General features: G+C 67.0%; 20 protein-coding genes and 6 tRNA genes. 13 read left to right on the top strand and 13 right to left on the bottom strand.

Features of this window, described 5'->3' with window-relative positions:
• Nucleotides 1–77 precede the first annotated feature (77 nt).
• From AAN986_RS19010 to AAN986_RS18970, 9 genes are all read left to right on the top strand, one after another.
• A tRNA-Gly gene (locus tag AAN986_RS19010) sits at nucleotides 78–153 on the top strand.
• A gap of 69 nt (nucleotides 154–222) precedes the next feature.
• Nucleotides 223–298, top strand: a tRNA-Gly gene (locus AAN986_RS19005).
• A gap of 58 nt (nucleotides 299–356) precedes the next feature.
• Nucleotides 357–432: transfer RNA gene (locus AAN986_RS19000), tRNA-Gly, on the top strand.
• 43 nt (nucleotides 433–475) lie between these two features.
• A tRNA-Cys gene (locus AAN986_RS18995) sits at nucleotides 476–549 on the top strand.
• A 383-nt stretch (nucleotides 550–932) separates the two neighbouring features.
• Nucleotides 933–1,697 (top strand): M48 family metalloprotease, encoded by a 765-nt coding sequence (locus tag AAN986_RS18990; RefSeq protein WP_349335432.1) that lies wholly within the window; start codon nucleotides 933–935, stop codon nucleotides 1,695–1,697.
• 139 nt (nucleotides 1,698–1,836) lie between these two features.
• Nucleotides 1,837–1,912, top strand: a tRNA-Gly gene (locus AAN986_RS18985).
• Between the two features lie 99 nt (nucleotides 1,913–2,011).
• Nucleotides 2,012–2,102 (top strand) — tRNA-Leu (locus AAN986_RS18980).
• Nucleotides 2,103–2,430: 328 nt separating this feature from the next.
• Nucleotides 2,431–3,057 (top strand): DUF6806 family protein, encoded by a 627-nt coding sequence (locus tag AAN986_RS18975; protein ID WP_013803265.1) that lies wholly within the window; start codon nucleotides 2,431–2,433, stop codon nucleotides 3,055–3,057.
• 32 nt (nucleotides 3,058–3,089) lie between these two features.
• Entirely contained in the window at nucleotides 3,090–3,701 is a 612-nt protein-coding gene (locus AAN986_RS18970) for a YgjP-like metallopeptidase domain-containing protein (RefSeq protein ID WP_047217610.1), read from the top strand.
• Nucleotide 3,702: 1 nt separating this feature from the next.
• On the opposite strand, the gene murI is transcribed toward AAN986_RS18970, so the two are convergent.
• The 4 genes from murI to AAN986_RS18950 form a co-directional block, all read right to left on the bottom strand.
• Nucleotides 3,703–4,593: a glutamate racemase gene (gene murI, locus AAN986_RS18965; RefSeq protein WP_016445161.1), complete on the bottom strand. Its 891-nt coding sequence runs from the start codon at nucleotides 4,591–4,593 to the stop codon at nucleotides 3,703–3,705.
• 58 nt (nucleotides 4,594–4,651) lie between these two features.
• Nucleotides 4,652–5,239, bottom strand: a complete 588-nt coding sequence (locus tag AAN986_RS18960; protein ID WP_017407255.1) for a GNAT family N-acetyltransferase — start codon at nucleotides 5,237–5,239, stop codon at nucleotides 4,652–4,654.
• Nucleotides 5,236–5,868 carry a class I SAM-dependent methyltransferase gene (locus AAN986_RS18955; protein WP_047217611.1) on the bottom strand — a complete coding sequence of 211 codons (633 nt, stop codon included), beginning with the start codon at nucleotides 5,866–5,868 and terminating at the stop codon, nucleotides 5,236–5,238. The genes AAN986_RS18960 and AAN986_RS18955 overlap by 4 nt, the downstream gene beginning before the upstream one ends.
• Nucleotides 5,869–5,968: 100 nt before the next feature.
• Nucleotides 5,969–7,522: a fumarate hydratase gene (locus tag AAN986_RS18950; RefSeq protein ID WP_013803260.1), complete on the bottom strand. Its 1,554-nt coding sequence runs from the start codon at nucleotides 7,520–7,522 to the stop codon at nucleotides 5,969–5,971.
• Nucleotides 7,523–7,835: 313 nt separating this feature from the next.
• On the opposite strand from AAN986_RS18950, the gene fumC reads away from it, so the two are divergent.
• The gene (gene fumC, locus AAN986_RS18945) at nucleotides 7,836–9,227 is read left to right on the top strand and encodes a class II fumarate hydratase (protein WP_047217612.1); all 1,392 of its coding nucleotides are present in this window, start codon (nucleotides 7,836–7,838) and stop codon (nucleotides 9,225–9,227) included.
• A gap of 64 nt (nucleotides 9,228–9,291) precedes the next feature.
• Here the strand turns inward: fumC and AAN986_RS18940 are convergent, their stop codons facing one another.
• From AAN986_RS18940 to AAN986_RS18920, 5 genes are all read right to left on the bottom strand, one after another.
• Entirely contained in the window at nucleotides 9,292–10,191 is a 900-nt protein-coding gene (locus AAN986_RS18940) for an alpha/beta hydrolase family protein (protein WP_034363042.1), read from the bottom strand.
• 114 nt (nucleotides 10,192–10,305) lie between these two features.
• On the bottom strand, nucleotides 10,306–11,532 hold the full coding sequence (locus tag AAN986_RS18935) for a multidrug effflux MFS transporter (protein ID WP_047217613.1): 1,227 nt from the start codon (nucleotides 11,530–11,532) through the stop codon (nucleotides 10,306–10,308).
• Between the two features lies 1 nt (nucleotide 11,533).
• Nucleotides 11,534–12,043 (bottom strand): MarR family transcriptional regulator, encoded by a 510-nt coding sequence (locus tag AAN986_RS18930; RefSeq protein ID WP_047217614.1) that lies wholly within the window; start codon nucleotides 12,041–12,043, stop codon nucleotides 11,534–11,536.
• A 116-nt stretch (nucleotides 12,044–12,159) separates the two neighbouring features.
• A complete protein-coding gene (locus AAN986_RS18925) occupies nucleotides 12,160–12,846 on the bottom strand; it encodes a DUF3334 family protein (protein WP_016445168.1) in 687 nt (228 codons plus the stop codon).
• A 127-nt stretch (nucleotides 12,847–12,973) separates the two neighbouring features.
• Nucleotides 12,974–13,960, bottom strand: a complete 987-nt coding sequence (locus AAN986_RS18920) for a LacI family DNA-binding transcriptional regulator (protein ID WP_047217615.1) — start codon at nucleotides 13,958–13,960, stop codon at nucleotides 12,974–12,976.
• Nucleotides 13,961–14,095: 135 nt separating this feature from the next.
• Between AAN986_RS18920 and ptsP the strand changes: the two genes are divergently transcribed.
• The 3 genes from ptsP to AAN986_RS18905 are packed head-to-tail and all read left to right on the top strand — an operon-like array spanning nucleotide 14,096 to nucleotide 19,364.
• Nucleotides 14,096–16,639 carry a phosphoenolpyruvate--protein phosphotransferase gene (gene ptsP / locus AAN986_RS18915; protein WP_047217616.1) on the top strand — a complete coding sequence of 848 codons (2,544 nt, stop codon included), beginning with the start codon at nucleotides 14,096–14,098 and terminating at the stop codon, nucleotides 16,637–16,639.
• Nucleotides 16,636–17,598 carry a 1-phosphofructokinase family hexose kinase gene (locus tag AAN986_RS18910; RefSeq protein ID WP_047217617.1) on the top strand — a complete coding sequence of 321 codons (963 nt, stop codon included), beginning with the start codon at nucleotides 16,636–16,638 and terminating at the stop codon, nucleotides 17,596–17,598. Before ptsP ends, AAN986_RS18910 begins: the two co-directional genes overlap by 4 nt.
• A gap of 23 nt (nucleotides 17,599–17,621) precedes the next feature.
• The gene (locus AAN986_RS18905) at nucleotides 17,622–19,364 is read left to right on the top strand and encodes a fructose-specific PTS transporter subunit EIIC (RefSeq protein WP_047217618.1); all 1,743 of its coding nucleotides are present in this window, start codon (nucleotides 17,622–17,624) and stop codon (nucleotides 19,362–19,364) included.
• Between the two features lie 44 nt (nucleotides 19,365–19,408).
• Here the strand turns inward: AAN986_RS18905 and proX are convergent, their stop codons facing one another.
• The 4 genes from proX to AAN986_RS18885 form a co-directional block, all read right to left on the bottom strand.
• Nucleotides 19,409–20,455, bottom strand: coding sequence for a glycine betaine/L-proline ABC transporter substrate-binding protein ProX (proX, locus tag AAN986_RS18900; RefSeq protein WP_046985394.1), 1,047 nt, complete (start codon nucleotides 20,453–20,455; stop codon nucleotides 19,409–19,411).
• A gap of 110 nt (nucleotides 20,456–20,565) precedes the next feature.
• Complete coding sequence (gene proW / locus AAN986_RS18895; protein ID WP_047217619.1) at nucleotides 20,566–21,750, bottom strand: glycine betaine/L-proline ABC transporter permease ProW; 1,185 nt, start codon at nucleotides 21,748–21,750, stop codon at nucleotides 20,566–20,568.
• Nucleotides 21,747–23,081, bottom strand: a complete 1,335-nt coding sequence (proV, locus tag AAN986_RS18890; RefSeq protein ID WP_156179777.1) for a glycine betaine/L-proline ABC transporter ATP-binding protein ProV — start codon at nucleotides 23,079–23,081, stop codon at nucleotides 21,747–21,749. The genes proW and proV overlap by 4 nt, the downstream gene beginning before the upstream one ends.
• A 696-nt stretch (nucleotides 23,082–23,777) precedes the next feature.
• The gene (locus AAN986_RS18885) at nucleotides 23,778–24,386 is read right to left on the bottom strand and encodes a TIGR00645 family protein (protein ID WP_016445176.1); all 609 of its coding nucleotides are present in this window, start codon (nucleotides 24,384–24,386) and stop codon (nucleotides 23,778–23,780) included.
• Nucleotides 24,387–24,585: the final 199 nt, after the last annotated feature.

Genomic DNA, 24,585 nt, shown 5'->3' with positions numbered 1-24,585 from the left:
GAACCCTCCAAGAACTACGCTACAATTCATCCCATCGCAGCAAACGACGTTGTAGAATGTCAGGCTTCGGTAGAAATGCGGGAATAGCTCAGTTGGTAGAGCGCAACCTTGCCAAGGTTGAGGTCGACGGTTCGAACCCGTTTTCCCGCTCCAGATTTTGAACATGCCGTTTCGGGTGTGTTCGGTTCTGGTGGCGGTTGGCTGCCAGAATGGATGATTCAAGCGGGAATAGCTCAGTTGGTAGAGCGCAACCTTGCCAAGGTTGAGGTCGACGGTTCGAACCCGTTTTCCCGCTCCAGTTTTGAATGTGCCTTGTGTACGTTCGATTCAGGTGACGGGTAGTTGCTTGAATGTTTGCGGGAATAGCTCAGTTGGTAGAGCGCAACCTTGCCAAGGTTGAGGTCGACGGTTCGAACCCGTTTTCCCGCTCCAGTTTTAAAAACTGCAGCAATGCTGCATGTTTGATAGTGATCTTGGCGCGATAGCAAAGCGGTTATGCCCCGGATTGCAAATCCGGTTAGACCAGTTCGACTCTGGTTCGCGCCTCCAAAAATTCATTGCAGACACAGTGTTCAAAAGGCCCCTCGGGGCCTTTTTCTTTTTCTGCATCACGGATCGTTGTTCGTCTTTGGTGCCATGTCTCCGCAGCCGCCTCGACTTGGCTGGCGCATCTTCTTCTCTTCCGATTCAGTGCCGTGGCAGTGCTTCACGCTCTGTGCATCGAGAGCATGACTGCATGCCTGTTTTGGTCATTCATCGCTGATTTGGTGAATTCAATTGTTTCCATTTGTTTTAAGTGAACAGTCGTCATTGAAATTTGGCATTGCTTGTCCATTGAGAAATTGCAAGAAATTGCGAATGTGTTGTCATTGCCGGTAGATTGAATTGGCGGGTCGTGGATATGATGCGCGCTTCATTTATCGGGAGGGATTATGAAGATCAAGTTATTGACGGCGATTGTTGCCGGGGACGTGGTGCTGGCGGGCTGTAAAACCATGGAGTCTGCCGATGTGGGCGGGTTGCTGGATTCGGGCTCCACGGCCATGAAGGCCATGACACTCACGGATGACGACGTGGTCACTCTGTCCAATGATTCCTGCGCAGCCATGGATGCCCAGAACAAGGTGGCAGATGCAAAGAGCAAGTACACGCTGCGGCTGAACAAGGTGACTGCCGGCATGCCGCAGGCTGTCAATGGGAAGAAGGCTGTCTACAAGGTCTATATGACGCAGGACGTGAATGCCTGGGCCATGGCCAATGGCTGCATCCGTGTCTACAGCGGCCTGATGGATCTGATGAACGATGACGAGCTGCGTGGCGTGATTGGCCATGAGATCGGGCACGTGGCACTGGGTCACAGCAAGAAGCGCATGCAGACGGCCTATGCGGCGTCGGCTGCACGCTCTATTGCGGCCAATAGCGGCAATTCGGCGCTGGCCTCGCTGTCGCGTTCGCAGGCGGGTGATCTGGGTGAGAAGTTCATCAATGCCCAGTTCTCGCAGTCGCAGGAATCGGCGGCCGATGACTACTCCTTTGATCTGCTCACGGAAAAGAAGATGAGCCGCCAGGGGCTGGTCACATCGTTCCAGAAGCTGGCCAAGCTCAGCGCTGGCAGCGGCGGCAGCTCCATCCTGAGCTCCCACCCGCCGTCCGAACAGCGGGCCAAGCGCATGCAGGACCGCATCGACGGCAAGTAAGCGACGGCATGGAGCGGGCTGCTGTGCGGGTGGGCATCGATCCGCTTCGACGTGGATTTTTTCCGGACTTGGTCCGGAGTGCCGGAAATCTGCGCTAGAATTCAAGTCTGCTCTGTGAGGCGCACAGCTTGACAGATATGCGGGAATAGCTCAGTTGGTAGAGCGCAACCTTGCCAAGGTTGAGGTCGACGGTTCGAGCCCGTTTTCCCGCTCCAATTCAGAAAAAAGGGAAGCGGTAACGCTTCCCTTTTTCGTTGGTGCTGCAGTTCGCAGGCATGAGCAGCTTGCGTTGGCCTGTGACGCTGCGGCGCAGGGCCCCGATGGTGAAATTGGTAGACACTGCGGACTTAAAATCCGCCGCTTCCGAACAGGGGCGTGCCGGTTCGATCCCGGCTCGGGGCACCATGAGCTATGTGCAGCAGCGTTCTGATGCTGCAATCTTTGTAGCAATTTTGCGTTGAGGCGAATGCTGCGGTTGCGCAATGTTTCGCGGTGCTGCGCAGTGCATGTTGCTGGCTTCGTGCTCTTGCAGCACCGCATTGTGGCCATGCGCCGCCAAGTCCTTGCCGGCTGCATTACGTGCGAGAATCCCTTCATCAGGCCCCGGGCTGCTTGCCTGGATGGCGCGGCTCGGGCAGACAGTGATGGCGATGCCTGCATGCGTTCCGTTGACATTGATCGTGGCACATGGTGCGGCGTGACAGGTGTGGCCAAACTCATCCCAGACGAGAACATGTCGAATTACAACGCTCCATTTGAAATCCACGTGCACGGCCAGGTGCTGCTGCGCCCCGACACGACCTACGAGCAGTTGCAGGAAGCGCTGGGCCCGCTGTGGAAGTATGCGGGTGCCCGCTCCCTGGCCGATGGCGCTGGCAGCGTCTACGAAGAAGAGCCCGGCATCCAGTTCGATACCAAGGAGCGCCTGCTCCAGGTGTGCTGGACGGTGCGCGGCGATGAGGACTTCCGCCAGTCGCTGGACGACATGTGCATGGGCATCAACGAGCTGGCCGAGCAGGGCGCTGCCATCGAGGTGACCTTCTACGACACCGAGTTCGACGAGGAAGAGGAGTCCGAAGAGGCCGAGTCGCGCGACGACTTCGTCATGCTCTTCGTGGGCCCGACGCCCGCGGCCATCATGCAGGTGCAGCGCGACCTGCTGGTGCAGGACGTGGTCAACCTGATGGAGCGCCATTTCGACGGCTCCGAGCTGGGTGGCGTGGTGCAGGAGATCGACAAGCTGTTCTCCCAGCGCTTCGACGCCCTGGTCAGCTCGCTGGAGATCGGCAAGCCGCCGCGCGGCATGGGTGGATCGGGTTCGGGCCACGGCGGCAACCGCCGCCCCCGCCACCTGCATTGAGCGCAAGGCGCTGCCCCGCGCAGCGTACAGCCATGGCGGCACAGGCCAGCACGCCCAAGTATTCCGGAGCAGTCACCGAGACCGTGCGCCGCCAGCGCGAGCAGCGGCGCGAGGTGGCCGGTGGCGCGCTGCCGCTTCCCTACCTGTCCGCCTACCCGGCCGCGCTGCAGTCACAGGTGCGTGGCTGGCTGGCCGATGACAAGGCCGAGGCCTGGCTGCTGCGCAAGCATCCCGAGGCCCATGCCGTGCGCACGGACAAGAGCCTCTATGACTATGTGGATGCCCTCAAGGGCCGGCACATGCGCAATGCCGGCACGCTGAACAAGGTAGCCTACGACGGCCGCATCCATGTGGTCCACAACGCCCTGGGCCTGCACACGCGCCGCGCCGTGGTGCAGGGAAGCCGCCTCAATGCACGGCATGAGATCCGCATCGGTGCACTGTTCAAGCAAGCGCCCGAGGCTTTTTTGCGCATGATCGTCGTCCACGAGCTGGCCCACCTGCGCGAGCCCGATCACGACAAGGCCTTCTACCAGCTGTGCACCCACATGGAGCCCGAATACCACCAGCTGGAGTTCGAGTTGCGGCTGTACCTGAGCTGGATGGACCACTCGGGCCGGCGCCTGTGGCAGGCGCAGCCGTGATTCAAGCGGCCGTGGGGATGGCGCTGGATTCGCCGACCTGAACGGACGAGCAGCATTGCGCGGGCAGATCCAGCCAGCGCGATGCGGCGGACTGCAGGGCCTGCAGCGATCCCGTGGTCATCAACCGGACCTGGCCCTCCGCCGCGGGCAAGGGTCCTGTTTCGCTGGCCAGGGTGCCCAGGCGGTCCAGCACGCGCCGCGTCTGGCGGGCCACCGGGGCACCGGTGTCGATGAACTGGATGTCCGGCCCCAGCAGCGTGCGCAACTGCTCGCGGGCGAATATGTAGTGGGTGCAGCCCAGCACCAGGGAATCCATCTCGCCCGTCTTCTGTCCGAAGCTGCCCAGGGCATTCACATACCTGGCGCACAGGCGCGCGACCTCGGTGGCCATGGGGTCGGCGGGAACGGGCTGCTCCGTGCTTTCCTCGATGGCCTTGGCCAGACCGTCGCAGGGCTGGACATGGAATTGCACGCGCTGGCCATGGTCGGCCACCAACCGGGCAAAGCGCGCACTGCTCACCGTGCCGCGCGTGGCCATAACGCCCACGTGGCCGGTCTGGCTCGATAGCGAAGCGGGCTTGATGGCGGGCTCCACACCGATCAGGGGCAGTTCGGGCATTTCAGCGCGCAGCATGTCCACGGCAGCGGCCGTGGCCGTATTGCAGGCGATCACCAGTACCTTGATCTGGTGCTGCTCGCACAGGTGGCGCGCAATGGTGCGCGTGCGCTGCTGCACGAACGCGTCGCCGCGTGCATCGCCATACGGTGCATAGCCGCTGTCGGCCAGGTAGATGAAGCGCTCATGCGGCAGCTCATGGCGCAGCGCCTGCAGCACGCTGAGGCCGCCGATGCCGCTGTCGAAGACGCCGATGGGAGAGGCCGGGGAGGTCATGTGGAGATGCGGATAAAGGCTTTTGGAGGCGGCGCCCAGTATGCCCGCTCGGGCGCGTTCATGCTCGGGCCATGGCTTGCTGCTGCAGCCATTGGGCATGTGTCAGGCGGTACAGGCAATGCCTGCGCAGCGCATGGCCTGCCGGCACCTCCGGATGGTCGAAGTCATGGGCGTCGCGCTCCATGCCCAGGCGCTGCATCACGGCCTGCGAACGCAGGTTGGACAGCGCGGTGAACGAGACGATGGACTCCAGATGCAACGCGCCGAAGCCGTGCTCCAGCGCCGCCCGCGCGCCTTCGCTGGCCAGGCCCTGGCCCCAGAAAGGCCGGGCGAGCCGCCAGCCGATTTCCACGCAGGGCGAGAACGGCAAAGACGCGGCGGGAGTGTGCAGCCCGATGAAGCCCATGAACTCGCCACTGGCAAGGTGTTCTGCCGCCCAGAAGCCCCAGCCGCGTTCCTCGATCAGTGCCTGGATCCTGTCTGCCATGGCATCGCTTTGTTCACGGCTGAGCAGTGCCGGAAAGTGCTCCATGACCTGTGGGTCGGCATTCAGCGCGGCAAAGGGCTGCCGGTCGCCGGCCTGCCACTGGCGCAGTATCAGGCGCGGTGTCCGCAGGGTCGCTACAGGGGAATGTGTGGTGGTCATGGTTGGAGAGGGCGCTGCAGTACCAGCAGATACGCGGCTGCATGGCCGTGGAAGGAGTGGGGGATGAAGCCTGCCTTGCCTGCCAGCTTTTCCACGCTGGTGCGGCGCTGGAAATGCGGGTCGAAGACCAGCTCGGCCACGGCCAGCAGGCCGCCGGGGCGCAGGCTCTGGAACACGTCGGCCAGCGCGGCCTGGCGGTCCGGGATCTCTCCCAGCACGGCGGCCATCACGGCGCGGTCGTGCTGCTCGGCTGCCAGCTGCCCCTGGCCCAGCGCCGCCGCCTGGGTGCGCACATTCTCCAGCCCCTGCGCGCGCGCCTTGGCCGCCACCTGTTCGAGCATGGCCGGCTGCAGGTCCACGGCCAGCACCTGTCCCTGCGCACCGACGGCACGTGCCAACGGCAGGGTGACGCGGCCCGGGCCGCAGCCCGCGTCCAGCACCTTCATGCCTGGCTGGATCTGCAGTTGCCCGACGATGAAGGCGGCCTTGTTGCTGGCCGCGAAGGGATTGTCGAGCTCGACCATCCAGCGCAGCCAGGACGGGCAGGGCAGGACATGGCGGCGGGAGGACAGGCGCCACGCCAGGCTGGTCGCGGCCAGCAGGGCGATGAGGACGAGCGCGAGGGTCATGTTGAATGGGCAGTGTTGCAGGCAGCGGGCAGTCTGTCACAAATGCCCGCGCCAATGAAAAGACCGCCCGAAGGCGGCCTCTTTGCGCTTGGCGCCGGCGTCAGGCCGAGGCGATCTCAATGGTCTTGAACTCGCCGGATGCGATGCGCTTTTGCCATTCGGCAGGGCCGGTGATGTGGGCGCTGGTGCCGCCGGCATCCACGGCCACGGTCACGGGCATGTCCACCACGTCGAATTCGTAGATGGCTTCCATGCCCAGGTCCTCGAAGCCCACGACCTTGGCGTTCTTGATGGCCTTGGACACCAGGTAGGCGGCACCGCCCACGGCCATCAGGTAGGCCGACTTGTGGTTCTTGATGGACTCGATGGCCACCGGGCCGCGCTCGGCCTTGCCGATCATGGCGATCAGGCCGGTCTGCTCCAGCATCATGTCGGTGAACTTGTCCATGCGGGTGGCCGTGGTCGGGCCTGCGGGGCCCACGGCTTCGTCCTTGACCGGGTCCACCGGGCCGACGTAGTAGATCACGCGGTTGGTGAAGTCCACGGGCAGCTTCTCGCCCTTGGCCAGCATGTCCTGGATGCGCTTGTGGGCGGCATCGCGGCCCGTGAGCATCTTGCCGTTAAGCAGCAGTGTGTCGCCGGGCTTCCAGCTGGCCACTTCTTCCTTGGTCAGGGCGTTGAGGTCCACGCGGCGCGACTTGTTGTAGTCGGGCTCCCAGTCGATCTTGGGCCACAGGTCCAGCGAGGGGGCGTCCATGTAGACCGCGCCGGAGCCGTCCATCACGAAGTGCGCGTGGCGCGTGGCCGCGCAGTTGGGGATCATGGCCACGGGCTTGGAGGCCGCGTGCGTGGGGTACATCTTGATCTTGATGTCCAGCACGGTGGCCAGGCCGCCCAGGCCTTGCGCGCCAATGCCCAGGGCGTTGACCTTCTCGTACAGCTCCAGGCGCAGTTCCTCGACCTGGTCGAGCTTCTCGCCGCGCGCGGCCTTGGCCTGCAGCTCGTACATGTCCAGGTCTTCCATCAGGCTTTCCTTGGCCAGCAGCACGGCCTTCTCGGCGGTGCCGCCGATGCCGATGCCCAGCATGCCCGGCGGGCACCAGCCCGCGCCCATGGTCGGAACGGTCTTGAGAACCCAGTCCACCAGGTTGTCGCTGGGGTTCATCATGATCATCTTGGACTTGTTCTCCGAGCCGCCGCCCTTGGCGGCCACGGTCACGTCCAGCTTGTCGCCTGGCACGATCTGCACGTTGATGACGGCAGGCGTGTTGTCCTTGGTGTTCTTGCGCGCGAACAGCGGATCGGCCACGACCGAGGCACGCAGCGTGTTGTCGGGGTGGTTGTAGCCGCGGCGCACGCCTTCGTTGATGGCGTCTTCCAGGCCGCCCGTGAAGCCTTCCCAGCGCACGTCCATGCCCACCTTCAGGAACACGTTGACGATGCCGGTGTCCTGGCAGATCGGGCGGTGGCCGGTGGCCGACATCTTGGAGTTGGTCAGGATCTGGGCCATCGCGTCCTTGGCCGCCGGGCTCTGCTCGCGCTCGTAGGCGCGGGCCAGGTGGGCGATGTAGTCGGCGGGGTGGTAGTAGCTGATGTACTGCAGGGCGCCTGCGATCGAATCGATCAGGTCCTGCTGGCGGATCGTGGTGGTCATCGGTGGGGTGTCTTTTTGATCGGGGGAACAGGGGAGGGGAATCCCGGGGGCGATTATCGGCGCTGCGCGGCGGAAAGTGCACGCGAGGGGTGCAGTCTTGTACAAGAGTCGAGGGGTTTGCCTGGACAAGCCCGCCTCGGCGACACCTCAGTGGGGGATGGATGCGAGAGGTTCCCATTTGCGGAGTTACCATGGGCGGGTTTTTGCCATTGCGGCCCCGCCAGCCAGACATCCCCGAGCCACGCAGCGCGCGGCCCGCCGACCTGCCTCCAGCCAACTGCGCCGCGTTGTTTTCACCAAGGAGTCCACACCAATGACCGCGACCCGCCAGGAAAAAGACACTTTCGGACCCATAGCCGTCCCCGCAGACAAGCTTTGGGGTGCGCAGACGCAGCGTTCGCTGCAGAACTTCGACATCAGCGGAGAGCAGCAGCCGCGCGAGATCATCCACGCGCTGGCCCAGGTCAAGAAGGCCTCGGCCTCCGTCAACCACAAGCTGGGCCTGCTCGACGAGAAGAAGACCCGGGCCATCCTGGCTGCCGCCGACGAGGTGATCGCCGGCAAGCACCCGGACGAGTTCCCGCTGGTGGTCTGGCAGACGGGCTCGGGCACGCAGACCAACATGAACGTCAACGAGGTGCTGGCCAACCGCGCCAGCGAAATCCTCGGTGGCGAGCGCGGCGAGTCGCGCCTGGTCCACCCCAATGACGACGTGAACAAGAGCCAGTCGAGCAACGACGTGTTCCCGACGGCCATGCACGTGGCTGCCGTCACGGCCATCGAGCAAAAGCTGCTGCCCGCCATTGCCCTGCTGCGCAATACGCTGCAGGCCAAGAGCGAGGCCTATGCCGACATCGTCAAGATCGGCCGCACCCATCTGCAGGACGCCACGCCGCTGACGCTGGGTCAGGAAATCTCGGGCTGGGTGGCCCAACTGGCCCATGGCGAAAAGCATGTGCGCGCCGCGCTGCCGCACCTGTACGAGCTGGCGCTGGGCGGCACGGCTGTGGGCACGGGCCTGAATGCGCCCAAGGGCTATGCCGAGGGCGTGGCGGCCGAGCTGTCCCAGCTCACCGGCTACCCGTTCGTGACGGCGCCCAGCAAGTTCGAGGCCCTGGCCTCGTGCGACGGCCTGGTCCACGCCCACGGCGCGCTCAAGACGCTGGCCGCCAGCATGATGAAGATCGCCAACGACGTGCGCTGGCTGGCCTCGGGCCCGCGCAGCGGCCTGGGCGAGATCTCCATCCCCGAGAACGAGCCCGGCTCGTCCATCATGCCCGGCAAGGTCAACCCCACGCAGAGCGAGGCGGTGACCATGCTGGCGGCCCAGGTCTTCGGCAACGACGTGGCGATCAACTTCGGCGGCGCTTCGGGCAACTTCGAGCTGAACGTGTTCCGCCCCATGGTCTCGCACAACTTCCTGCAGAGCGTGCGCCTGCTGGCCGATGGCATGAAGAGCTTCAACGACCACTGCGCCGTTGGCATCGAACCCAACCGCGAGCGCATCACCGAGCTGGTGCAGCGCTCGCTGATGCTGGTGACGGCGCTGAACCCGCACATCGGCTACGACAAGGCGGCCTACATCGCCAAGAAGGCGCACAAGGAAGGCTCCAGCCTGCGCGAAGCCGCCGTGGCCTCCGGCCACCTGACCGGCGAACAGTTCGACGCCTGGGTGATCCCTGCCAAGATGGTCGGCAATCTGTAGGACCTGCTGACGCCATCAAAAAGGGGAGCCGATCGGCTCCCCTTTTTTTGCTTCATGGCCTGGCTCAGTTGTCCGCCTGCGGGCGGCGCACGGTGCGGAACACGTACTTGAGCGCGTCGCCGATGGTGCTTTCCCAGACCGGCCATTCATGCTTGCCGTTGACGATGCGCAGCTCGGCAGGCTGCTTGTTCCTGCGCAGCTGGGCGTAGAGCTGGGCGGCGTCGGACTCGATCATGAATTCATCGTCATCGCCCGAGTTGATGTACATGGGCACGCTGATCTTGCGGGCGAGAAAGCTGTCCCACAGCGCGGGGTAGTTGTAGCTTTTCCAGACCGTGGTGCTGTACTGGCCGCCGGTATTGGGTTCGGCAAAGACCTTGACCGAGCGTGCCGAGGAATCGGCGGGCGGCTCGGGGTTGTAGATGGCGGGGCTGAGCAGGGCGGCGGCCTGGAATTTCTCGGGGTACTTGAGCACGTAGCGCAGCGCGCCGTAGCCGCCCATGGACAGGCCGCCGATGACGCGGCCATCGCGGCTGGTGAGGGTGCGGTACTTCTTCTCGACATGGGGGACGAGGTCCTGGAAGAAGGCCGTCTCCATGGGCTCTTTGAGGTCCACGTACCAGGTCGTTCCCGCGTCGGGCATGACGATGATGGCGGGCGGGATCTCCCCGTTCTGGATCAGCTGGTCCACCGTGCGCAGCAGATTGCCCTTGACGGGCCAGTCGTTGCGCTGGCCGTCGTTGCCGTGCAGCAGGTACATGACGGGATAGCGCAGCCTGGACTGGGCGTCGTAGCCCGTGGGCAGGTAGACGTTGTAGGTCCAGCTGCGCTGCAGCGTGGCGCTCTTGAACTCGGCGGCCTCGATGGAGCCGGCCTGGGCGGCCGGGCCGGCCAGCAGCGCGGCGGCCGCCAGCGTGCCGGAGGCGGCCTGGCGCAGGACGATGGAAAAGGAAAGTTGGCGCATGTTTTTTGTCTCCTGTGGTCCGTGGCAAGGGCCCACGGCTGCGCCAATGTAATCGAGGCCCTGGCCCCGCCTGCGCTCCGCGCGGCCGGGCCGTCGCCTCGGGGACCATGGTGCTCAGCCGGGCGCACGCTGCGCGTGGCGCAGCGCGCTGCGAAAGCCCAACTGCCCCACCACGCACGCCACGACCAGGGCCAGCGCGGCCGACAGCGCGGGGTTGCTGCCCAGGCTGGCGCCCAAGGTGCACAGGCCGCCCACGGCCATTTGCGTGCTGCCGTAGACACCAGCGGCCGAGCCCGTGAGGCGCGGATGCACGCTCAGCGCGCTGGCCAGCGCCGCAGGGCTGGTCAGGCCCGAACCCAGCGCGAACAGCACCATCAGCCCCACCACGATGGCCGGCGTGAGCTGGTTGAACAGGGCCAGCAACAGCAGCATGGCCGCGCTGGCCAGGCTCAGCAGATTGCCGTTGAGCATCAGCCGCTCCAGGGGCCAGTGGCGTATCAGCTGGCGGGCCAGCGCATTGCCCACGGCCATGCCGCCCATGAGCAGGCCCAGGTAGATGGCCACCTCATGCTTGGTGGAATGCAGCTGCTCGATGAAGACGAAGGGCGCCGCCGCCAGGAAGGCATAGATGGACGTGGTGGCGCAGCCGCCGCCCACGGCAAAGCCCACAAAGGCCGGCGAGCGCAGCAGGCTGCGGTAGTCGTCGCGGATGGTGCCCAGGTGCAGGCGGCCCGTGGGCTGGCCGGTTTCGGGCAGCAGCTTCCAGATGGCGAAGGCCGTCACGCCGCCGACCACGGCCAGCGTGCCGAAGATGGCGCGCCAGCCCAGGGCGTCGTCGATGGCCGAGCCGATGGCCGGCGCGATGCCGGGGCCGATCATCATCATCAGGTTGAGCAGCGCCAGGCTGCCCACGGCGTTCTCGGGCGTGCTCGAATCGCGCGCAATGGCGCGGCCCAGGGCCAGGCCCGCGCAGCCGCCCAGCGCCTGGAGCAGCCGCGCGCCGATCAGCCAGGGGGCGGACGGGGCGAGAAAGGCCGCCAGGCTGGCCAGCGCATAGAGGATGAGTCCGGCCAGCAGCATGGGGCGGCGCCCCAGGCTGTCCGACAGCGGGCCATAGATCAACTGGCCCACGCCCAGGCCCAGGATGTAGACCGTGATGGTCAGCTGCATCTGGCTGGCGCCGGCCTGGAGCTGGCGTGCCGCATCGGGCAGGGCGGGCAGGAACATGTGCATGGCCAGCGTGCCGACGATGGTCACGACCACCAGCAGCCACAGCGGCGCCTTGCGGCTGGCCGCTGCATGGTCCTGGGCGGGTGGCAGCGAAGAGTGCTCGGCAGCCATCTCAGGCAGCCTGCTCGTCGGGCAGGTCCGTGTCGCAGGCGGGCTCGGCGGCCATGGCCTCCAGCAGGCGCTGCAGCGTGGCGTAGGCCGCGTCCAGTTCCTCGGGCGGCACGGCGCCCAGCACCTGGGCGCGGGCCTGCTGCAGCAGGCCCTGCACGGCTTCGACCTGGGCATGGCCGGCTGGCGTGAGCTGGATTTTCCTGACGCGGCGGTCGCTGTCGTCCACGCGCTCTATCCAGCCCTGGGCGGCCAGGCCGTCCACCAGGCGCACGACCGAGGAGCTGTCCAGCGCCAGGGAATGGGCCAGATCCTTCTGGCGCATGGCTTCAGGCGAACGCGCCAGATGCATCAGCGGCATCCACAGCGCCTGGGTCAGGCCCATGGGCGCCAGCAGCCTGTCCAGCGTGCGGCGCCATTGCTTGTTGACCTGGCCCAGCGTGAACATGAAATGCCGCTGCACGCTGGCGGCATCGGCTTGCGCGGGCGGGGACTGGTCGGGAAGGGAAGACATCGTGGCATTCAAATAGTTGGCATTCCAATTATCTGCATGTCAACGATATCGTTTCCCGGAGCCGCCTGATACATCCGCAGGCGTCAGGGTTTTGGCCCCCGCAGGGGAGGCGGGGCCTACATGCCCAGGGACTTGAGCAGTTCGTCGGTGTCCGTGCTGCCGGCCGGTTCAGGCGCTGCGGCGGGGGCGCTGGCGTTGGCCTGCGCCATGAGGGCGTCCGGGTCGGGACGCTCCTGCGGTTCGAAATCCACCACCTTGATGAACTCCGTGCGGTCCATGGCCAGCTCGAGATAGAAGATGTTGTTGTTGCCCGTGTAGAAGGTCACGCGGCGCGCCTCGGGAGAGTCGAGGTTGGCATCCACGCTGAGGTTGACCTGCTTGTTCAGGCGGATCATCTTGGGCTGGCTTTGCGTGATGTAGGTCTGAAGCTCGCGCTGGACCTTGCTGGTGAAGTCGCCCACCACCTGGTTCATCAGCTCGCCCATGACGTTGCTGACATCGTCGGAGGTGTAGGAGCTGGCAAGGTCCTCCTCACCCATGCCCATGCTCAGCATGTAGCTGCGGTACAGCTCCATGGCGGCGGCGGCCGAGAAGTTGATGATCACCAGGCCCGAGAAGCCGCCGTCCACCAGGACAAAGCAGCCGATGTCGGGCTTGAGGCTGGTCTTGGTGATGCGCTGCACCATGCCCGAATACTGGATCTGGCACTGCGTGGCCACCTGGAGCACGCGCGAGACGGAGTTGCAGAGGCTGATCAGCACGTCTTCCGTGCCATGGACGATGGGATGTTGGGGCTGGTTCATGAGGTCAACGGGACAAAATTGTGAGCGATTATGGGTGCAAGTCCGTTGTTTGCGACTGTTTGTAACATTGAAAGTCCATGTGCCCCCTCCTGGGGCGGGGCTTGGCAGGCGGCCCCGAAAGCCGCGCTCAGCGAATCGCCTGCGTGGACTCGCGCACGATGCAGCGCCCCTGCATGACCACCTTGCGCACGGGCAGCTCGGGCGCATGCAGCCGCTCCATCAGCAGGCTGAAGGCCGTTCGGCCCATGGCGTCGATCGGCTGCTCGATCACGGTGATGGCGGGGGCCACCAGCTCCGTCCAGCGCTCGTTGTCGAAACCGGCGAGCGCCACATCGCCGGGGATGCGCAGGCCTGCGGCGCGTATCGCGCGCAGGCAGCCTTCCAGCAGCAGGCCGTTGCTGGCCACGAAGGCGTCGGGCCGCTGCGGCTGGCGCAGCCATTGCGTGACTTCGGCCTCGGCGGCATCGCTGGTCGGGGGCAACTGGCGCAAGTCGGGCTCCAGGCCTGCATCGCGCATGGCGGCCAGATAGCCGTCGCAGCGCTCGCGCGCCGTGCTGCTGGTGCTGCCGAAGACGCCTGCAATGCGGCGGCGGCCCTGGTCCACCAGATGCCTGACCAGGGTGGCGCAGGCCTGGGCGTTGTCCAGCACCACGCTGTCATGGAAGGCCGGGGCGCCCGCCCGGTCCACCAGGACGACGGGAAACTCCAGCTGCATGCGCTCGAGCTTGTGCAGGCTGGCCTGGGTGGGCGCAAAGATCAGTCCCGCGATGCGCTCTTCCTGCATGAGCTGCAGGTACATGGCTTCGCGCTGCGGGTCTTCGTCGGTATTGCACAACAGCACGCGCCGGCCCTGGCGATAGGCCTCGGCCTCGACCGCGCGGATCAGGGCCGTGAAAAACGGGTTGCGTATGTCGGCCACCAGCACGCCCATGGGCCCTGCGTCGCGCGCGCGCAGCCGGCGCGCCATCAGATTGGGCCGGTAGCCCGTGGCCTGCACGGCGGCCGCGACCCGCGCCCGGACTTCTTCGCTGACCGAGCCGCCCGCCAGCGCGCGCGACACCGTCGATTTGGAAACCCCGGCCGCACGGGCCACATCGTTGATGCTGATGCTCAATGCAATCGTTCCCGTTGGTTGTGGTGTGCCGCAGAGGATAACTCCAAAGAAATGCCGGGGTATGGCCGGATTGTGGCCAGGTTATGTTGCAGTGCAGATTGACTGATGATTGGGAACGTTCCCACAATCCGCGCCATGAACAATGCCCATTCATCCCTCCCGGCGGTTGCACCCACCGCTTCTGCGGGCCTGCAGATCGCCGTGCGCCTGGGCGCCAGGGTGCGCGACAAGGCCGACGCCATTGACCAGGCCGCCCGGCTGCTCCAGTACAGCGGCTGCGTGGCCCCTGGCTATGCCGCCGGCATGCAGGCGCGCGAGGCCCAGGCCGAAACCTTTCTGGGCCACGGCGTGGCCATTCCCCACGGCCGCGCCGAAGACCGGGCCCTGGTGCTGCGCGACGCGGTGGCCGTGCTCCAGGTGCGCGAGGGCCTGGATTGGAATGCCGGCCAGAACGTGCATCTGGTCGTGGCGGTGGCGGCACGCTCCGATGCCCACATCACCTTGCTGCGCCGCCTGGCCGGCCTGCTGCAGACACCCCGGCTGCAGGCGCTGTTCACCACCGGCGATGCGCAGCAGGTCATCGATGCACTCCAGGGGCAGGCGGACCCGGCACCGCCTGCCGCCCGCCCGGCGGCAGTGGACCTGGCCGAGGCGTGCGAATGGACCATTGCCTATCCCAACGGCCTGCATGCGCGGCCTGCCACGCGCTGGGCGGAGGCGGCGCGCGGCTTTGCCTCGCGCATGCAGGTGCGCCATGGCGGCGAGGTGGCCGATGCGCGGCAGATGGCCAGCCTGCTGCAGCTGGGACTGCGCGAAGGCGACAAGGTCACCGTCTCGGCAGAGGGGCTCGACGCCAGGGCCGCGGTCCAGCGCCTGTGCGCCGTGGCCCAGGCCCTGGTGGCCCAGGAACGTGCCGATGCCGACGCCGCTGCGCGCAAGGCGGCCGAATCGCCCGCCACGGGCTGGCTGCCGCCGCTGGCGCGGCCTGCCTTTGTGGGCCTGGGCGCCAGCCCGGGGCTGGCCGTGGCCCGCATCCACCAGTGGCGTGTGGAGGCCGCCGAGATCCCCGACCTGCCCGAGCCGCTCAGCGTGGGCGGTGCGCGGCTGCATGCGGCTCTGGCCGAGACGCAGGGCCAGCTGCGCGCCCTGCATGACGACACCCGCCGCCGCCTGGGCGAAGGCGATGCGGCCATCTTCAGCGCGCAGGCCGAGTGGCTGGGCGACACCGGACTTATCACGCGCGCCTGCCAGTTCATGGTCCAGGGCCACGGCGTGGCCTGGGCCTGGGACCAGGCCGTGGAGGAGTGCGCTGCCCGTCTCCAGGCGCTGGACAACCCTGCGCTGGCCGCGCGTGCCGCCGACCTGCGCGACGTGGGCCGGCGCGTGCTCGTGCAATTGCAGCCCTCGCTGGCAGCGGCGGGGCCGGATGGCCTGCCGGAAGGCGGCTGCATCCTGGTCGCGGCCGATCTTTCTCCCTCGGAAACCGCCCAGCTGGACACGGCGCGCGTGGCCGCGCTGGTCACGGCGCAGGGCAGTCCCACCTCGCACACGGCCATACTCGCGCGCACGCTGGGGCTGCCGGCCGCCGTGGCGGCAGGCGGCGGCGTGCTGGGCATGGCCGATGGGGCCCTGGCCATCGTCGATGGCGCCAATGGCCGCATCTACCTTGATCCCTCGGAGCAGGACCTGGCTTCGGCGCGTGCCCACATGGCCGAGCAGCGGGCGCTGCAGGAACGCGTGTCCGCGCAGCGCAGCCTGCCTGCCATCACCACCGATGGCGTGCGCATCGAAGTCTGCGCCAACGTCAACCTGCCCGGGCAGGTGCCGCTGGCCCTGTCCCAGGGCGCGGAGGGCGTGGGCCTGATGCGCACGGAATTCCTGTTCCTGGAGCGCGGCAGCACGCCCGGCGAGGACGAGCAGTACGAAACCTACCGCGCCATGGCGCAGGCGCTGGAGGGCCGGCCGCTGATCGTCCGCGCGCTGGACATCGGCGGCGACAAGCAGGTCGCCCACCTGGAGTTGCCGCGCGAGGACAACCCCTTCCTGGGCGTGCGCGGCGCGCGGCTGCTGCTGCGCCGCCCCGATCTGCTGGAGCCCCAGATGCGCGCCCTGTACCGGGCGGCCCGCGATGGCGCAAGGCTGTCCGTGATGTTTCCCATGGTCACCGGCGTGCAGGAGCTGCTGGCGCTGCGCGCGGCCTGCGAACGGCTGCGTGCCGAACTGGACGCCCCGGTCCTGCCGCTGGGCATCATGATCGAGGTGCCCGCCGCCGCCGTGCAGGCCGACGCACTGGCCCGCCATGCCGATTTCTTCTCCATAGGCACCAACGACCTGACCCAGTACGTGCTGGCCATGGACCGCCAGAACCCGCAACTGGCGGCCGAGGCGGACAGCCTGCATCCGGCCGTGCTGCGGATGGTGCGCGCCACCGTGCAGGGCGCTGCCACCTGCGCGCGCCCCGTGGGCGTCTGTGGCGGACTGGCCGGCGACCCGTTCGGCGCGCTGCTGCTGGCAGGGCTGGGGGTGGGCGAGCTGTCGATGACGCCCAACGACATCGCCGGTGTCAAAGCCGGCCTGCGCGCGGCCAGCCTGCGGCAGCTGCAGGCGCTCGCAGGCAGGGCGCTCGGCTGCGAGGATGCCGCGCAGGTGCGGGCACTGGCCAAGGAGGTGATGGCATGAACGCCCCGCAAGCCATCACCGTGACCCTGAACCCGGCCATAGACCAGCTTGTGACCCTGGATGCGCTGCTGCCCGGCCAGGTGCAGCGCGCGCTGGGCAGCGTGCAGGCGCCGGGCGGCAAGGGCATCAATGTTGCCGCCGCCTTGGCGGGCCTGGGCATTTCCACGGCCGCGCTGGGCGTGCTGGGCAGTGACAATGCCGGCATGTTCGAGGCCTTGTTCGCCCAGCGCGGCATTGCCGACGCCTGCCTGCGCGTGCCGGGCCAGACGCGCACCAACATCAAGCTGGTGGCCGACGGCGGACGCCAGACCACGGACATCAACCTGCCGGGCCTGGCCTTGGCCGAAGCGCATCTGGACGCCGTCATGTCCACGCTGGCCCGGTATCTGCGGCCCGGCCTGGCCGTGGTGCTGTCGGGCAGCCTGCCGGCCGGCCTGCCTGCGGACAGCTGGGCCCGGCTCCAGGCCCAGGCCGTGGCTGCCGGCGCCGACGTGCTGCTGGACACCAGCGAGGGCCCCCTGGCTGCTGCCCTGGCGGCACCCCATGCGGCCATGCCCTGGGCCATCAAGCCCAACCGGGAGGAGTTGCAGGCCGCCACCGGCCTGCGCCTGGACGGCCGCGACGCGCTGCTGGCCGCCGCGCGCCGCCTGCTGGACAGGGGGCTGGGACTGGCCGTGGTGTCCATGGGCGAGGAGGGCGCGCTGTTCGCCACCACGCAAGGCGCGGTGATCGCGCGGCCGCCGCAGCGGGCGCGCGGCAGCTCCGTGGGCGCGGGCGATGCCATGGTCGCGGGCATGGTGGCCGCGCGGCTGCGCGGACTGGATCTGGCGGACACCGCACGCCTGTCCACGGCCAGCGCGCTGGCCTGGCTGCAGGCAGTGCCCGCGCGCGAAGTCGATGCCAACCGCGTCCAGGCCCTGGCTGCCAGCGTGCTGCTGGAGCCATGCCAGTGGCCGTGATCCCCCATTCTTCAGGAGCTCTCATGAACCCTCTTTTTGTGGTGATCGCAGCCGCCGGGCACGACGCCGAAGCGCTGCTGGCCGCCGAAGCCCTGCGTCATGCGGCCGGACAGCGTCCCTTGGCCGTGGAAGTGCGCGCCAGCGGCGGTGTGATCGGGCTGCATGCGGCCGATGCCGCCGCGCAGGCCGGGCAATTGCTGATCGTGGGGGATGCCGGCACCCATGACGATGCAGATACCGCCGCCGATGCCTCCCGCTTCGTGCACGCCGCCGTCGAGCGCTGCAGCCTGCGCGAGGCGCTTGATGATCCGGCCGGCGTGCTTGCACGCTGCGCTGCCGCCAGTCCCGCAGCACAGCGCACGGGCGAGAGCCTGGGCAAGCGGATCGTGGCCGTCACCTCCTGCCCCACAGGCATCGCCCATACCTTCATGGCGGCCGAGGGCCTGCAGCGCGGCGCGGCGGCGCTGGGCCACGCCATGCGCGTGGAGACGCAAGGCTCGGTGGGCGCGCTCGATGCGCTGACGCCGCAGGAGATTGCCGAGGCCGACCTGGTCATCATCGCCGCCGACCGCGAGGTGGATCTCTCGCGCTTCGCGGGCAAGCCGCTGCTGCGCAGCGGCACCAAGCCGGCCATACGCGACGGCTCGGGGCTGATCGCCAAGGCGCTGGCCGAAGCCACCGTGCATGGTGCCGCCGTGGGCGCTGCTGCTGCAGGCAGCGCCGCGCCCACGCCGGCCCGGACCCAGGGCGGTGCCTATCGCCACCTGATGACCGGCGTGTCCTTCATGCTGCCCTTCGTCACGGCCGGCGGCATTCTGATCGCCATGGCCTTTGCGCTGGGCGGCATCTATGTCCATGACGATGCCCACCAGGGCACGCTGGGATGGACGCTGTTCCAGATCGGCGCCAAGGGCGGCTTTGCGCTGATGGTGCCGGCACTGGCCGGCTATATCGCCTATTCCATTGCCGACCGGCCCGGCATTGCGCCGGGCATGATCGGCGGGATGATCGCGTCCAGCATGGGGGCGGGATTCATCGGCGGCATTGCGGCCGGCTTCATTGCAGGCTACGGCGTGGCCTTCATGGCGGCGCACATCCGGCTGCCGCAGGCGCTCAAGGGCCTGCTGCCCATGCTCATCCTGCCCGTGCTGGGCAGCCTGTTCACGGGGCTGCTGATGTTCTATCTGGTCGGTGCGCCCGTGGCCGAGCTGCTGCAGTGGCTGAGCGCCTGGCTGCGCGGCATGCAGGGCGCCAGTGCCTTGCTGCTGGGCCTGTTGCTGGGCGCGATGATGGCCTTTGACATGGGCGGGCCGGTGAACAAGGCCGCCTATGCGTTTTCCACGGGAATGATCGCCAGCCAGGTCTACACGCCCATGGCTGCGGCCATGATTGCCGGCATGACGCCGCCGCTGGGGCTGGCCCTGGCCACGCGCCTGTTTGCCGACCGCTTCACGCGCGAGGAGCGCGGCAGCGCCGCCTCGGCCGGCGTGCTGGGCCTGGCCTTTGTCACCGAGGGGGCCATTCCCTATGCGGCGCGCGATCCGCTGCGTACGATTCCGGCCCTGGTACTGGGCTCGGCCGTGGCCGGTGCCGTGTCCATGCTGGCGGGGGTGGAGCTGAAGGTGCCGCATGGCGGCATCTTCGTCGCACCCATTCCCAATGCCGTGACCCATGTGGCCATGTATGCGGTGGCGCTGGTGGCGGGCGTGGTGGTCACGGCCATCGCCCTGCGCATGTTCAAAAGGCCCGCCGAAGCGGGCCTTTGAAGCAGGAAGCCGGGGGAGCGCCTGGCGCGGCTCCCCCGCAGCGTTCAGCGGGCTGCGGCGCGGGCCTGTTCCAGCCAGCCGTCGAAGGTCTTCTGGTGGGCCTTGATCCAGCCGTCCACATGGCGGTTGATGTCCGAAGGCTTGCTCTGGCCCTGGCTCATCATGTGGTTCTGTGCGCTGATGTCACCCACGGGGACCTGCATCAGCTCGAACAACTTGGCGGCATCGGGATGCTTGTCGGTGAAGGCCTTGTTGGCGATGATCTGCTGCTTGTTCACCACGAAGCCGTAGTTCTTGCCGTTGGGCAGCTTGGTGTCCAGCTTGGCCTGCTCGCCGGGCAGCGAGGAGAACGGCACCTCCAGCCATACCACGTCCTTGCCGGGCTTGAGCACGTTGCTCACCCAGTAGGGCGTCCAGGTGTAGTAGAGGATGGGCTTGCCGGCCTTGTAGCGCGAGATGGTGTCGGCGATCAGCGCCGAGTAGGTGCCCTGCTTGTGGGTCACGGTGTCGCGCAGCTTGTAGGCCGTCAGGTGGTGCTCGATCACGGCCTCGCAGCCCCAGCCCGGCGTGCAGCCGGTGAGGTCGGCCTTGCCGTCGCCGTCCGAGTCGAACAGCTTGGCGATCTTGGGGTCCTTGAGCTGGCCGAGGTTGGTGATCTTGTATTCGTCGGCCGTCTTCTTGTCCATCAGGTAGCCCTGGGCGGCGTTGTCCGAGTACACGCCCTTGCGGAACAGCTTGGCGTCGCCGCCCGCGTTCTTGTAGTAGTCGGCGTGCAGCGGGTTCCAGTGCGTGGCCAGGAAAGTGGCATCGCCATTGGCAATCGCCACGTGGGCCGTGGGGTACTCGACCTCCTGGAAGGGCTGCACGTCGTAGCCCAGCTTCTCCAGGGCCTTCATGACGATGAGGGTCTGGAAGCTCTCTTCGGCGATGGAGCTCTTCAGTGGCAACACCTTCACGCCCTTTCCGGGCTGTTCGTCGGCCGACCATGCGCTGGCGCTGGCCAGCGCAATGCCTGTGGCGATGGCGCCGGCGCGCAGCCAGTGGCGCAGTGCGTTGGCCTGCAGTCGGTTGGGGTTCAGGGCTTGGATCATCCTCGGGTTCCTCCGTTGTGTGATGAAAGGGGAGCGGGCGGCCAGCGGGGCTGGCCGTTTTTCGGGAAGGCGGCGCGGTAGAAGGCCCGTCCGCGCCGCAGGCAAGGCGTTCAGCTGGTGCTGCCGCGATGAACTGGCTTGCTGCCGGCGCCCAGCAGGCGGGCAATGCAGCCGGCGGGGCCGCTGTGCCACCAGCGCGCGCCGCCACGGGTGGTCTGTCCCATGGCCTGGGTGATGCGGTCCAGCACGATGGCCAGCAGCACGATGCCCAGGCCGCCCACGGTGGCCAGGCCCATGTCCAGGCGGCCGATGCCGCGCAGCACCATCTGGCCCAGGCCGCCCACGGCGATCATGGAGGCGATCACCACCATCGACAGCGACAGCATCAGCGCCTGGTTCACGCCGGCCATGATGGACGGCATGGCCAGCGGCAGCTGCACCTTCCACAGCAGCTGCCAGGGCGAGGCGCCGTACGCGCGGCTGGCCTCGATCAGGTCGGGGCGCACCTGGCGTATGCCCAGGTTGGTCAGGCGGATCAGCGGCGGCAGCGCGAAGATGATGGTCACGATCACGCCGGGCACGTTGCCGATGCCGAACAGCATCACCACGGGCACCAGGTAGACGAAGGCCGGCGTGGTCTGCATGGCGTCGAGCAGCGGGCGTGTCCAGCGCTGCGCACGGTCGCTGGAGGCCAGCAGGATGCCCACGGGCAGCCCGATGACCATGCAGAACACCAGCGAGGTCAGCACCAGGGACAGCGTCACCATGGCCTCGGGCCGGATGCCCAGCATGGCGACCACCACCAGCGAAACGGCGGCGCCAATGGCCATGGCGCGGCCCGCGAACTGCCAGGCCACCAGGGTCAGGATCAGGATCAGCAGCGGCCAGGGCAGGGCCAGCATGGCATCGGTGATGCCCGACAGCGTGCCGTCGATGGGCGTGCGCACGGCCTGGAAGAAGGGGCGGAAATGGTGGACCACCCATTCCAGGCCGCTGTTGATCCAGCCCTGCACGGGCAGGCCGTCCGTGGTCAGTTGGTGCCAGAGGCTGGCCTGTGCGTCGTCGGGAACCCCGGCCGACGCGCCCAGCCAGTCGCCGCCCGGTGCATCGCCGCTGCTGGCAGCGCCCCAGGGATCGGGCGAGGCATCGGGTGCCGGCGTGGCGGCGGTGGCCCAGGGATCGGCGCTTGCAGAGGCTGCGGAATCGGTGGAAGCAGGGGCTGCGCTCGCTTCGGCCCAGGGATCGGTGGCGGCAGCGGCGGTGTTCGGGTTCAGGTTGTTGTTGGCATCGCTCATGCGGCATCTCCTTGTCGTTGTTCGATCGGCTCCACGGTCGGCGCGACGGTGGGGGCGTCGGTGGGGGCGTTGGAGGCCGGGAAATGCGGGTTGAGCGTGACGGGCGGCACGATCTCCTGCGGCGGCGGCACGGGCGGCGTGTCGCGGTCCAGGAAGCGCAGCATGGTGGTGCGGCTGACCACGCCCATGAACTGGCCGTCGTCGCTGGTCACCGGCAGCGCGCAGGGCGCAGCGGCCACGGGGCCGAACAGCTCGGCCACGGGCGTGCCTGCGGACAGCGGCTCCACGTTGGGCAGGAAGGCGTGGCTCAGGCCCAGCATGCCCGGGCGGCCATGCAGTGCGTCGCGCAGCGATTGCGAGGACACCACGCCCAGGAAGCGGCGGCGCGCGTTGACCACATAGGCGTAGTCGCGGTCGGAGTCTTCCAGCAGGCGCTGGGCTGCGCGGCAGCCGCGGTCGCTGTGCTCCGACACCACGGTCAGGGCCTGGCGCGCAATGTCCCCGGCCTTGAAGACCGAGGCCGCGTCCACGCCGCGCACGAAGCTGCGCACATAGTCGTCGGCGGGGCTGCGCAGGATCTCGTCGGGCGTGCCGACCTGGATCACCTGGCCGTCCTTCATGATGGCGATGCGGTCGCCGATGCGCATGGCCTCGTCCAGGTCATGCGAGATGAAGACGATGGTGCGGCGCTGGATCTGCTGCAGGCGCAGCAGCTCGGACTGCATCTCGGTGCGGATGATGGGGTCCAGGGCCGAGAAGGCCTCGTCCATCAGCAGGATGGACGGATCGGACGCCAGCGCCCGGGCCAGGCCCACGCGCTGCTGCATGCCGCCCGACAGCTCGTCGGGATAGCTGGCGCCCCAGGCGCCCAGGCCCACCTGCTCCAGCGCGGCCTGGGCCTGCTTCTGGCGCTCGGCCTTGTCGGCGCCGGCCAGCTCCAGGCCGAAGGCCGTGTTGTCCAGCACCGTCATGTGCGGCATCAGCGCAAAGGACTGGAACACCATGGAGATGTCCTTGCGGCGCAGCGCGCGCAGATCGCGCTCGCTCAGGGCATTGATGTCCTGGCCATCGACCACGATGCGCCCGGCCGTGGGCTCGATCAGGCGGTTGAGCATGCGCACCAGGGTGGACTTGCCCGAGCCCGACAGGCCCATGACGACGAAGATCTCGCCGGCCTCGATGGTGAAGTCGGCGTCGAACACGCCGATGGACTGGCCCGTGCGCTCCAGGATCTCCTGTTTGCTCAGGCCTTGTTGGACGAGCTCGAGTGCGGTCCTGGGGTCGTCCCCGAAAACCTTGAACACATGATCGATGATGATCTGCTTGGCCACTGTGGCGTTCTCCTTTTGGGTGAGATGGAACACAGTCCAGCGTCCTCGACGGGCGAAGACGCTGGCGCGCAAGCCAAAAATGAAGCCCTGATGCCGTTCGCTGCAGGGGACGGCCGTCCCCCGTTGCTGGAATTCAAACAGGTGCGAAAGCACCCGAGACGGCTCGGATGGCACGCGAAGCGGTGCGCAAGAGCCAGAGGTCGAGAGCAGCCGGCGGCAAGCGCGCGCGGTGTCTCAGGCGGGCATCGTGGCTGAAGATCAGCCAGCGCGATGCCCCACAACATCAGGACCGAGTTTCGGCCCGGTTGACGGGGCTGTGCCGGGAGCACAACGATCCGCCGGAGGGATCGGCAGGCCGTGAAGACGGTGCCGATGACCTGCTTGGCAGGTTGTAAAGAAGCCGAAATTATATAAAACAGGTTTTACTGCGTCAAAACGCATGAGCCGGAAAAGGCCTGTTTCGGGCTGTTTCAAGCCCTTGAGGGCTGCAATCCGGTCAGTATTTGCTCACTTAATGAGAGCATAGAGATCATGATTCACAAGGCATATGCTGTCATCGATGAATAAAATCGGTCAAGCGTCAGCTTGAGGAAAGCTTCAGGCCCGATCTGCGGCAAAAAGCGTGCCTGCGCCCGCCCATGAAAAAAGCCCCGCAGCGGCTGGCGCTGCGGGGCTTCGGTGTGGGATGCCGCCGGCTCAGTGGTTGCCGGCCGTGCTGTTGATCAGCTTGTCGGTGTAGGCGATGGCCAGGGCGCTGGCCAGGAAGGTGACGTGGATGATGGTCTGCCACATCAGCACTTTCACGTCGTAGCTGCCTGCGTTGATGAAGGTCTTGAGCAGGTGGATGGAGCTGATGCCGATGATGGACAGGGCCAGCTTCACCTTGAGGATGGAGGCGTTCACGTGGCCCAGCCACTCGGGCTGGTCGGGGTGGCTGTCCAGGCCCAGACGGCTGACAAAGGTTTCGTAGCCGCCCACGATGACCATGATCAGCAGGTTGGAGATCATCACCACGTCGATCAGCGCCAGCACCACCAGCATGATGATGGTTTCGTTGAGCGCGCCGATGGGCGCATCGTGCTTGTAGCCGATGCTGGTGATCAGCGCCTGCAGCGCTTCCTGGTTGCCGAAGGCGGCCTCGATCAGGTGCCACAGCTCCAGCAGGAAGTGCCAGACATAGACGCCCTGGGCGGCGATCAGGCCCAGGTACAGCGGCAGCTGCAGCCAGCGGCTGGCGAAGATCAGGGAGGGCAGGGGACGCAGGGGGGAGCCGGGGGCTCGGTTGGAGTTTTGCTGGCGGGCCATGGTGGTCGGTCGCGCTTGTCTTGCGTGGGGGCGTGGATGGGAGGGGACAATGGCCGTGGAAAACGGGCGCGCGATTTTAGCGGCGAAACAGGCCATTGCCGGTGACAGCCAGGAACTGCGGGGAATCCCCAGGTAGACGCGCCCAAGGGTGTTTCAGTCAGTGGCATGTAAGACCGGCCCCCGACAGTCACACCACAAT

The organism is Delftia sp. DS1230 (genome assembly GCF_040112715.1).
Lineage (GTDB): Bacteria > Pseudomonadota > Gammaproteobacteria > Burkholderiales > Burkholderiaceae_C > Comamonas > Comamonas tsuruhatensis.
Note: the sequence above shows the minus strand (reverse complement) of the source record. Positions and strands in the feature narration are given on the sequence as shown.